This window comes from Streptomyces sp. NPDC057428 (assembly GCF_042803195.1).
GTDB lineage: Bacteria > Actinomycetota > Actinomycetes > Streptomycetales > Streptomycetaceae > Streptomyces.
The window spans coordinates 1-10636 of the sequence record NZ_JBHVCT010000131.1; the positions used below are offsets into that span (position 1 = coordinate 1).

At 70.2% G+C, this 10636-nt stretch carries 8 protein-coding genes; 7 read left to right on the forward strand and 1 reads right to left on the reverse strand.

What is annotated here, in order from left to right:
* The first annotated feature begins 567 nt into the window (after positions 1–567).
* The 5 genes from ACFU5K_RS29585 to ACFU5K_RS29605 all read left to right on the forward strand — a co-directional run bounded on the left by ACFU5K_RS29585 (position 568) and on the right by ACFU5K_RS29605 (position 7644).
* Positions 568–1251 carry a spermidine synthase gene (locus ACFU5K_RS29585; RefSeq protein WP_384067077.1) on the forward strand — a complete coding sequence of 228 codons (684 nt, stop codon included), beginning with the start codon at positions 568–570 and terminating at the stop codon, positions 1249–1251.
* 232 nt (positions 1252–1483) lie between these two features.
* Positions 1484–2221 carry a response regulator transcription factor gene (locus tag ACFU5K_RS29590; protein ID WP_056794186.1) on the forward strand — a complete coding sequence of 246 codons (738 nt, stop codon included), beginning with the start codon at positions 1484–1486 and terminating at the stop codon, positions 2219–2221.
* The gene (locus ACFU5K_RS29595) at positions 2218–3294 is read left to right on the forward strand and encodes an ATP-binding protein (protein WP_384067080.1); all 1077 of its coding nucleotides are present in this window, start codon (positions 2218–2220) and stop codon (positions 3292–3294) included. The genes ACFU5K_RS29590 and ACFU5K_RS29595 overlap by 4 nt, the downstream gene beginning before the upstream one ends.
* A 256-nt stretch (positions 3295–3550) precedes the next feature.
* Positions 3551–7375, forward strand: a complete 3825-nt coding sequence (locus tag ACFU5K_RS29600; RefSeq protein WP_384067084.1) for a multifunctional oxoglutarate decarboxylase/oxoglutarate dehydrogenase thiamine pyrophosphate-binding subunit/dihydrolipoyllysine-residue succinyltransferase subunit — start codon at positions 3551–3553, stop codon at positions 7373–7375.
* Between the two features lie 86 nt (positions 7376–7461).
* Positions 7462–7644 (forward strand): DUF6104 family protein, encoded by a 183-nt coding sequence (locus tag ACFU5K_RS29605; protein WP_003961784.1) that lies wholly within the window; start codon positions 7462–7464, stop codon positions 7642–7644.
* Between the two features lie 23 nt (positions 7645–7667).
* Here the strand turns inward: ACFU5K_RS29605 and ACFU5K_RS29610 are convergent, their stop codons facing one another.
* Entirely contained in the window at positions 7668–8528 is an 861-nt protein-coding gene (locus ACFU5K_RS29610; protein ID WP_384067087.1) for a hypothetical protein, read from the reverse strand.
* Positions 8529–8696: 168 nt separating this feature from the next.
* On the opposite strand from ACFU5K_RS29610, the gene ACFU5K_RS29615 reads away from it, so the two are divergent.
* Both ACFU5K_RS29615 and ACFU5K_RS29620 read left to right on the forward strand, forming a co-directional pair.
* Positions 8697–9554: a DUF4097 domain-containing protein gene (locus ACFU5K_RS29615; protein ID WP_384067090.1), complete on the forward strand. Its 858-nt coding sequence runs from the start codon at positions 8697–8699 to the stop codon at positions 9552–9554.
* 1 nt (position 9555) lies between these two features.
* The gene (locus ACFU5K_RS29620; protein ID WP_384067092.1) at positions 9556–10539 is read left to right on the forward strand and encodes a helix-turn-helix transcriptional regulator; all 984 of its coding nucleotides are present in this window, start codon (positions 9556–9558) and stop codon (positions 10537–10539) included.
* The last annotated feature ends 97 nt before the right edge of the window (positions 10540–10636 follow it).

Here is a 10636-nt window from a genome sequence, read left to right on the forward strand (position 1 = left end):
CACCGCACCCCCGACCCGAAAGCTCCGGACGAGCCGCGACCCGCGCACGGCGGATCTCGCACGCCCTCACACCCCTGCCTCACACAGCCGACGCTTCTCGGCGAGAGACTGCGCCCCCGCGAGATTCACCGGTGGATCCGGGCTGAGTCGATCAGCTTCCGCAACGGTCACCGAAAATGCAGGGTTGATCTGACCAACCGCAGAGCCGACCGCACCTACCTACCTTGCGCGTCGCTGGTCACCGCGCCCGACGACCGCAAGGTTCAACTGCAACGGACATCGGGCTGTGTCCGGCCTGCGGAGAACCGGTGAAGACGGGACCCTCCCACCGACCGCTCGCGGCGCCACTCCCCCGCAGCACTGCCTCCACTCCCACAGCAGCACCGTCCGGGCCGTCGCCATTCCCCCGCGCCCCCGACGTGCCCCCGCACGCCCGGCCCGCCGGGTAAGGCCCCTCCCATTCATGGGTGAGGTGGCGGGAAACCAGTGGTTCGAAGGCCCTGCGCCGGGAAGAATCGGCGGCCGACCAGCCATCCGCCGGAGACCGGAGACCGGAGACCTGCACACATGCCCGCCACAGACGCCCCCCGCCCCGTCGTCCTCGACCGCCGCGAGGGGCCGTTCGGCGAAGTCGTCCTGCGCGAACGCGGCGACGACTTCGAGATCATCGCGAACGGCTGCTTCCTGATGGACACCTCGGACGGCCGCTCCGAGCGGCTCCTCGTCGACGCCGCACTCGCAGCCCTGCCCGCGGACCGGCCCGCCCCGTCGGTCCTGATCGGCGGACTCGGTGTCGGCTTCTCCCTGGTGCGCGCCGCCGCCGAGCCCCGCTGGGGGAGGATCGTGGTCGTCGAGCGTGAACAGGCGGTCGTGGACTGGCACCGGGACGGCCCGCTCGGCCGGATCTCCGGCGCGGCCCTGACCGATCCGCGGACGGAGATCCTGCGGACGGACCTGATCGCCCACCTCCGCATGACCACGGAGCGTTACGACGCACTGTGCCTCGACATCGACAACGGTCCCGGCTGGACCGTCACCGAGGGCAACGGGAACCTCTACTCACCGGCGGGTCTGGCGGCGTGCCGGGCACGCCTGAACCCCGGCGGAGTGCTCGCCGTGTGGTCCGCGCAGCCGTCCGCCGAGTTCGGACCAGCGTTGCGGAATGCCGGATTCCACGCCGTAACGACCGAAGAAGTAGCCGTTGCCCGAGGTGTGCCGGACGTGGTCCATCTCGCACTCCGGGACGGCTGAACCCTCACCAGGTATTCACGACCCCGCCCCGCCAAGGGTTGTACGCGGGCAGGTCGGTGATCCGTACCCTTTCCGCGGGTAACACCTTCACGACGGACAACACCCTGCGTAGCCGAGAGGCCTCTTCTGCCTTTACGCTCTGAACCGGCACAAGGGATCACCGACGAAATCCACAAGCGATAACCGTGCCTCCGGGGGAATGGCCTCCGCGAGAACGGGCAGGGGCGGGGCGATGGAACAGACACACACCACCCACAACGGCGTCGCGGCCACCCCCGGCGCTCAGCGCCGGGTGCTGGTGGTCGAGGACGACCCGACGATCGTCGACGCCATCTCCGCCCGTCTGCGGGCCGAGGGCTTCCTGGTGCAGACCGCACTGGACGGGCCCGCGGCGGTGGACGCGGCAGAGGCATGGCAGCCCGACCTGATGGTGCTCGACATCATGCTTCCCGGTTTCGACGGCCTGGAGGTCTGCCGCCGCGTGCAGGCCCAGCGCCCGGTACCGGTACTGATGCTGACCGCACGCGACGACGAGACCGACATGCTGGTCGGCCTCGGGGTCGGCGCCGACGACTACATGACCAAGCCGTTCTCCATGCGGGAGCTGGCGGCGCGGGTCCACGTCCTGCTGCGCCGGGTCGAGCGTGCCGCCCTGGCCGCGGTTACCCCCCGCAGCGGCATCCTGCGTCTCGGCGAGCTGGAGATCGACCACGCGCAGCGCCGTGTCCGGGTGCGCGCCGACGACGTCCACCTGACCCCGACCGAGTTCGACCTCCTGGTCTGCCTGGCCAACACCCCGCGCGCGGTGCTCTCCAGGGAACAACTGCTGGCCGAGGTCTGGGACTGGGCGGACGCCTCCGGCACGCGCACGGTCGACAGCCACATCAAGGCCCTGCGCCGGAAGATCGGCGCCGAGCGGATCCGTACCGTGCACGGTGTCGGCTACGCCCTGGAGACCCCCGCGCCATGACCCGGCCCGGCTCCGGACTGCGGCCCTTCTCGATCAAGGCCAAGCTGGGCTCGCTGGTCGTGATCTCGGTGTTCATCACGACCGGACTGCTGATCGTGGCGCTGCGGACCCGGACCGAGTTCCGGTTCATCACGGTCTTCTCCGTGATCGCCACCCTGCTGATCACGCAGTTCGTGGCCCACGGCCTGACCGCGCCGCTGGACGAGATGCGCGCCGTCGCCCGGTCGATCTCCCACGGCGACTACACGACGCGGGTGAGCGGTGCCGGACGACGGGACGAACTCGGAGACCTGGCCCAGACGATCAACCGCATGGCGGAGGACCTGGAGGCGGAGGACCGGCACCGCAAGGAGCTGGTGGCGAACGTCTCCCACGAGCTGCGCACGCCCATCGCCGCGCTCAGAGCCGTGCTCGAGAACGTGGTGGACGGGGTCTCCGCCGCGGACCCGGAGACGATGCGTACGGCGCTGAGACAGACCGAACGCCTCGGCAGGCTGGTGGAGACCCTCCTCGACCTGTCCCGTCTCGACAACGGCGTGGTCGAGATCAAGGCCCGCCGCTTCGAGGTCTGGCCGTACCTGTCAGGCGTGCTCAAGGAGGCGAACCTCGCCGCCTCGCAGCGCCGGCTCTCCTCAGGCTCGGGCAACCATTCCCGTACGGACGTCCACCTCCATCTGGACGTGTCACCACCGGAGCTCACGGCCCACGCGGACGCGGAACGACTGCACCAGGTGGTGGCCAACCTCATCGACAACGCCGTCAAGCACAGCCCCCCACACGGCAGGGTCACGGTGCTCGCGCGGCGCGGGGCGCACCCCGAGTCGCTCGAGCTGGAGGTCATCGACGAGGGGCCCGGAATCCCGGAGGCCGAGCGCCACCGGGTCTTCGAGCGCTTCAACCGCGGCCAGGCCCTGTCCCCGCACGGACCGGGCAGCGACGGCGGCACGGGGCTGGGTCTGGCGATCGCCCGCTGGGCGGTGGATCTCCACGGCGGCAGGATCGGAGTGGCCGAATCCGCCCGCGGTTGCCGGATTCGGGTCACTCTCCCGGGGAACACGCAACCGCGTAGTTGACTCCGTGTTCGAAGCGGAGGAGCACGTTCTCCCCCTGCCCGGAAAAGAGATACGGTCCAAGGGGCCACAGCGCTGGCCTGCGTACCCGAAGGGCAGCGGAACTCTGCTTGTTTCCCGCCATTTCATGCGCCGAAACCCGGCTTCGATGTGATGTGCACGACGAAGACCGGCCCGGCCTGCACGTAACGGCTCGGGAGGCGTAGCCTTGATTTCCGCTGTCCATCACCTTGTGAAGCGGAAGAGGGCGGTTGCCGCCGTGTCGTCTCAGTCCCCCAGTAACTCAAGTATCTCGACCGACCAAGAAGCAGGCTCCGGGTCCAACCCGGCCGCCGCCTTCGGCCCCAATGAGTGGCTCGTCGACGAGATCTACCAGCAGTACCTCCAGGACCCCAGTTCGGTCGACCGCGCCTGGTGGGACTTCTTCGCCGACTACAAGCCGGGCGTGTCCGGCACGGCGGACAAGCCCGTCCCCGCACCCGCGGGAGCGGTGACACCAGCCCCGGCCACCACCGTGGCGAACACCGTCGACCACCCCGCCCCGGCACAGGCAGCGCCGCAGGCTCCGGCCGCACCCGCCGCCGCCCCGGCCCCGCCCACCGCCGCACCCGCGGCCAAGGCAGCGGCTCCCGCACCGGCTCCCGCCGCTCCCGCGAAGGCCGCCCCGGCGGCCGCTCCGGCCGCTGCGAAGAACGACGCCCCGGCCGAGGCCCCCGCGGGCCCGGAGTACGTGACGCTGCGCGGCCCGTCGGCCGCCGTCGCGAAGAACATGAACGCCTCCCTGGAGCTGCCGACGGCGACGTCCGTCCGCGCCGTCCCGGTGAAGCTGCTCTTCGACAACCGCATCGTCATCAACAACCATCTGAAGCGCGCCCGCGGCGGGAAGATCTCCTTCACGCACCTCATCGGGTACGCGATGGTGCAGGCCCTCAAGGCCATGCCGTCGATGAACTACTCCTTCGCGGTGAAGGACGGCAAGCCGACCCTGGTCAAGCCGGAGCACGTCAACCTCGGCCTCGCCATCGACCTGGTGAAGCCCAACGGCGACCGCCAACTCGTCGTCGCGGCCATCAAGAAGGCCGAGACCCTCAACTTCTTCGAGTTCTGGCAGGCCTACGAGGACATCGTCCGCCGCGCCCGTGTCGGCAAGCTCGGCATGGACGACTTCTCCGGGGTCACCGCCTCGCTGACCAACCCCGGCGGCATCGGCACCGTCCACTCCGTTCCCCGCCTGATGCCCGGACAGGGCCTCATCATGGGCGTCGGCGCGATGGACTACCCCGCGGAGTTCCAGGGCACCTCGCAGGACACCCTGAACAAGCTGGGCATCTCCAAGGTCATGACGCTGACCTCGACGTACGACCACCGGGTCATCCAGGGTGCGGCGTCCGGCGAGTTCCTGCGCGTGCTGTCCCAGCTCCTGCTCGGCGAGAACGAGTTCTACGACGAGATCTTCAAGGCGCTGCGCATCCCCTACGAGCCGGTCCGCTGGCTCAGGGACATCGATGCCTCGCACGACGACGACGTCACCAAGGCCGCGCGGGTCTTCGAGCTGATCCACTCCTACCGGGTCCGCGGTCACGTGATGGCCGACACCGACCCGCTGGAGTACCGCCAGCGCAAGCACCCCGACCTGGACATCACCGAGCACGGCCTCACCCTGTGGGACCTGGAGCGGGACTTCGCGGTCGGCGGTTTCGCCGGCAAGACGATGATGAAGCTCCGCGACATCCTCGGCGTCCTGCGTGAGTCGTACTGCCGCACCACCGGCATCGAGTTCATGCACATCCAGGAGCCGAAGGAGCGCAAGTGGCTCCAGGACCGGGTGGAGCGTCCGCGCCCGGCTCCGGAGCGCGAGGAGCAGCTGCGGATCCTTCGCCGCCTCAACGCCGCCGAGGCGTTCGAGACGTTCCTGCAGACCAAGTACGTCGGCCAGAAGCGGTTCTCGCTGGAGGGCGGCGAGTCCGTCATCCCGCTGCTCGACGCGGTCATCGACTCCGCCGCCGAGGCCCGCCTCGACGAGGTCGTCATCGGCATGGCCCACCGCGGCCGGCTGAACGTCCTGGCGAACATCGTGGGCAAGTCGTACGCGCAGATCTTCCGCGAGTTCGAGGGCAACCTCGACCCGCGGTCGATGCACGGCTCCGGCGACGTCAAGTACCACCTGGGCGCCGAGGGCACCTTCACCGGTCTGGACGGCGAGCAGATCAAGGTCTCGCTGGCCGCCAACCCCTCGCACCTGGAGGCGGTCGACCCGGTCCTGGAGGGCATCGCCCGCGCCAAGCAGGACATCATCAACAAGGGCGGCACGGACTTCACGGTCCTGCCCGTCGCGCTCCACGGCGACGCGGCCTTCGCGGGCCAGGGCGTCGTCGCCGAGACGCTCAACATGTCGCAGCTGCGCGGCTACCGCACCGGCGGTACCGTGCACGTGGTGATCAACAACCAGGTCGGCTTCACCGCCGCCCCGGAGTCCTCGCGTTCCTCGATGTACGCCACGGACGTGGCGCGCATGATCGAGGCGCCGATCATCCACGTCAACGGCGACGACCCGGAGGCCGTGGTCCGCGTCGCGCGGCTCGCCTTCGAGTACCGCCAGACGTTCAACAAGGACGTCGTGATCGACCTCATCTGCTACCGCCGCCGCGGTCACAACGAGGGCGACAACCCGGAGTTCACCAACCCGCAGATGTACACCCTGATCGACAAGAAGCGCTCGGTGCGCAAGCTCTACACCGAGTCCCTCATCGGTCGCGGCGACATCACGCTGGAAGAGGCCGAGCAGGCGCTCCAGGACTTCCAGGGTCAGCTGGAGAAGGTCTTCGCGGAGGTCCGCGAGGCCACCTCGGCGCCGTCCCAGCCGCATGTCCCGGACGTCCAGGCCGAGTTCCCCGTGTCGGTTGGTACCGCGATCTCCTCGGAGGTCGTGAAGCTGATCGCCGAGTCGCAGGTCAACATCCCCGACGAGATCACCGTCCACCCGCGTCTGATGCCGCAGATGCAGCGCCGCGCGGCCTCCGTGGAGAACGGCACGATCGACTGGGGCATGGGCGAGACCCTGGCCATCGGCTCGCTGCTGATCGAGGGCACCCCGGTCCGGCTCGCCGGCCAGGACACCCGCCGCGGCACCTTCGGGCAGCGGCACGCCGTCCTCGTCGACCAGAAGACCGGCGAGGACTACACCCCGCTGCTCTACCTGGCCGACGACCAGGCCCGCTACAACGTCTACGACTCGCTCCTCAGCGAGTACGCGGCGATGGGCTTCGAGTACGGCTACTCGCTGGCGCGTCCGGAGTCGCTGGTCATCTGGGAGGCCCAGTTCGGTGACTTCGTCAACGGCGCCCAGACCGTCGTCGACGAGTTCATCTCCTCGGCCGAGCAGAAGTGGGGCCAGACGTCCGGCGTCACCCTGCTGCTGCCGCACGGCTACGAGGGCCAGGGACCGGACCACTCGTCCGCCCGCCCGGAGCGCTTCCTGCAGATGTGCGCGCAGGACAACATGACGGTCGCGATGCCGACGCTCCCGTCGAACTACTTCCACCTCCTGCGGTGGCAGGTGCACAACCCGCACCACAAGCCGCTGATCGTCTTCACCCCGAAGTCGATGCTGCGTCTCAAGGCCGCGGCCTCGAAGGTGGAGGAGTTCACCACCGGCGGCTTCCGCCCGGTCATCGGTGACGATTCGGTCAACGCCGAGGCGGTCCGCAAGGTCGTCTTCTGCGCGGGCAAGCTCTACTACGACCTGGACGCCGAGCGCGAGAAGCGCGGCGACACGGAGACCGCGATCATCCGGCTGGAGCGCCTGTACCCGCTGCCCGGCGCGGAGATCCAGGCCGAGATCGCCAAGTACCCGAACGCCGAGAAGTACCTCTGGGCCCAGGAGGAGCCGGCGAACCAGGGTGCGTGGCCGTTCATCGCGCTCAACCTGATCGACCACCTGGACCTGGCCGTGGGCGCCGATGTGCCGCACGGTGAGCGCCTGCGCCGCATCTCGCGCCCGCACGGCTCGTCCCCGGCGGTGGGTTCGGCCAAGCGCCACCAGGCCGAGCAGGCTCAGCTGGTCGCCGAGGTCTTCGAGGCCTGATCAGCCGCTGTACGCCGGCGACCCGGTTCCGCGAGATCTTCGCGGGGCCGGGTCCTCCGGTTTCCGGACCTCGTTATTCTTGTCCCATGTACTTCACGGACCGTGGCATCGAGGAACTGGAGAAACGGCGCGGCGAGGAGGAGGTCACCTTCGAGTGGCTCGCCGAGCAGCTCCGTACGTTCGTGGACCTCAACCCCGACTTCGAGGTCCCCGTCGAACGTCTCGCGACGTGGCTGGCGCGCCTGGACGACGAGGACGAGGACGAGTAGTCACCGGAACCTGAGGCCCGCGGTCACCGACCGGAGCTCCGGGCGCCCGCGGCTCTCCCCCTGAACCGGTCGTACGCGAGGCCCAGCAGTCCTTGCGCCAGCAGCAACAGGCCCGCCGTGGCCCAGCCCCCGCTGCGTCGGCTGGCACCCCACAGAGTGAGCGGCAGACCGGCCGCCACCTGCACCGCGGCGATCGCGCGGGCCCTCGGGCCGAGCACCCAGGGGCCGAGGCTCCCGCTCTCCACCGTGTCCAGTTCCACGCGTACGGCGTCGCGCCAGCCGGCCCACTCGATCTGTTCCGCCTGCGGCAGGATTCCGGCGACCGAGCGAAGGCGGTCGGCGGATTCACCGGGCGCCAAGCCGGGCGGGAGCTCCACCCCGGTCCGGCTCAGCACGGCCAGCAGCCCGCGCAGCCGGGTATCGGCGTCCGCCTCGGGGTCCGCACGGGTGAGCCCCTCCAGCACCTGGACATCGAGAACGGGGTCGAGGCCCAGCCGGACGGCGAAGGTCCGCATGGCCTCGTCCTCGCCGACCGGGGTGCCGTCGGCCAGCCAGGTGTAGCCGACCGGGCGCCGGAAGCCGGCTGCGAGGGTGTAGCCGGACCGGTCGCCGTCCCACCACAGGGCGAGCACGGGCCAGGTGGAGCCCACGGCCAGAGCGGTGGCCCAGCCACCCACGACCCGGTCGACCGGTTCGGCCCCTCCCCCGGCCTCGGCGCCCGCTGCACCGTCCCTGCGCCAGGGCTTGCCTTCGGGGACGAGCACGCTCCAGCCGTCCCCCGCGGGCACGAGCAACAAGCCCTCCCGCAGGAGGTGGGCGACGGGCCGTACGGTCTGGGGGTCGGCCCGGCACAGCAGCAGGGCACCCACGGATGTCGCGGTCATGTCCCACACGCTAGGGCAATTCGACCCGATATGGATGACTTGCGAGACCTTCACCCCTGCGCCCGCCCCCATCATCCGCATTCTCTTGACTTCTCCGAACCGCGATATATCGTGTTGTTGTGAAGACGCGATATGTTGCGTCACGCCACCCAACGGGAGGTCAGATCCATGCCCGAGTCGACGTGGACCGTCGCCGAGCCCCAGAAGCTCACCTTCGACGTGCCGGTCACCGCACTCAAGGTGCGCATCGTCGACGGCGTGATCAATGTCGTCGGCACCGACAAGCCGACAGCCCGGCTGGAGGTGTCCGGGATCGACGGACCACCCCTGATCGTCACGCAGCGGGACGGCGTCCTGACCGTCGCCTACGAGGATCTGCCGTGGCAGGGCCTCCTCACCTGGCTCGACCGCAGGTCCTCGCGGCGCAGCGCCTCGGTCTCCCTTGCCGTCCCGGCGGGCGCGGCCGTGGAGGTGGGCGTGATCGGCGCCGAGGCCGTCGTCTCGGGGATCCGGGGGCGCACGGAGCTCCGGGGCATCTCCGGCGACAGCACCCTGGTCGGACTCGACGGAGTCGTCCGGGCGGAGACCGTGTCCGGCAGCCTGGAGGCGCAGAACGTCACCGGCGACCTCCGTTTCCAGTCCGTGTCGGGCGATCTGACGGTCGTCGAGGGTGCGGGCACCTCGGTCAGGGCCGAGTCCGTCACGGGCCACATGGTCCTCGACCTGGACACCTCGCCGAAGCCGACCGACATCAGGCTGACCTCGGTCTCCGGCGAGATCGCGATCCGGCTGCCGTACCCGGCGGACGCGAGGGTCGAGGCCAACACCGCGAGCGGCACGGTCTCCAATGCCTTCGAGGACCTGCGGGTCGGCGGCCAGTGGGGAGCGAAGAAGATCACCGGCACACTCGGTGCGGGCGCGGGCAAGCTGAAGGCGACGACCGTCTCGGGCTCCATCGCGCTGCTGCGCCGCCCGCCCGCGCAGGATGGCGCCCACGAGGGCGAGCCGACCGGAAAGGTGCTCTGACATGCCCCCCGTATTCGCCCATGGCCGTCTGCGCCTCTACCTCCTCAAACTGCTGGACGAGGCACCCCGCCACGGCTACGAGGTGATCCGGCTCCTGGAGGAACGGTTCCAGGGGCTGTACGCACCGTCGGCGGGCACCGTCTATCCGCGGCTTGCGAAGCTGGAGGCGGAGGGCCTGGTCACCCACGCCACCGAGGGCGGTCGCAAGGTCTACTCGATCACCGACGCGGGACGGGCCGAACTGGCGGGCCGAGGCGGCGAACTGGCCGATCTGGAGCTGGAGATCCGTGAGTCGGTCTCCGAACTGGCTGCCGAGATCAGGGACGACGTGCGCGGTGCGGCGGGCCAGCTCCGCAGCGAGATGCGCGCGGCGGCCTCCGAGTCCCGGCGGCCCGCCGGCGGCGGCACGTCCGGCTGGGACCCCGGCCTAGGCGACAAGGAGGGCTGGCGGACGGCGAAGGAGGAGCTGCGCAAGGCCAAGCAGGAGTGGAAGGAACAGGCCCGCAGAGCGAAGGACGAGTCCCGCCGGGCCCGTGAGGACGCCGAGCAGGCCCGCCGCCAGGCCAAGGAGGCGCAGGAGAAGGCGCGGGAGCAGATGCAGAACGCCGCCCGGCAGGTGCAGGAGCACTTCGCGCGCGGCGACTGGCCCAAGGGCGTGCAGGAAGGGCTGGCCGAGATCACCGGCAGGCTCGGCAGCTTCGCGGGCACGGGCACTTGGCCGCACTACACCAGGCCCGCCCCGGAGGAGCCGCACATCGAGTGGGCGGCCGACGCGGCGTCCACCGGCGATCCCGCCCGGGACCTGGACCGGCTCCTGGACCGCTTCCGCGACGACATCCGGGACGCGGCGCGGGACCGGGGCGTCACCGAGGACCAGCTCACCGAGGCTCGCGGCCATCTGGCCGCGGCCGCGACACGGATCGAATCCCTGCTACGGAAGCCGGCGGGCGCCGATGGATCGTCCCGGGACCGCAACTGTTCCTGACACATGCCGCTGCCGGGCACCCCTGTCCGGCGGGCTTGATGCCCGCCGGACCAGGCTGACCTGACGAGCCGACGGGCGGGCGTGAGCGCTCCGCCCG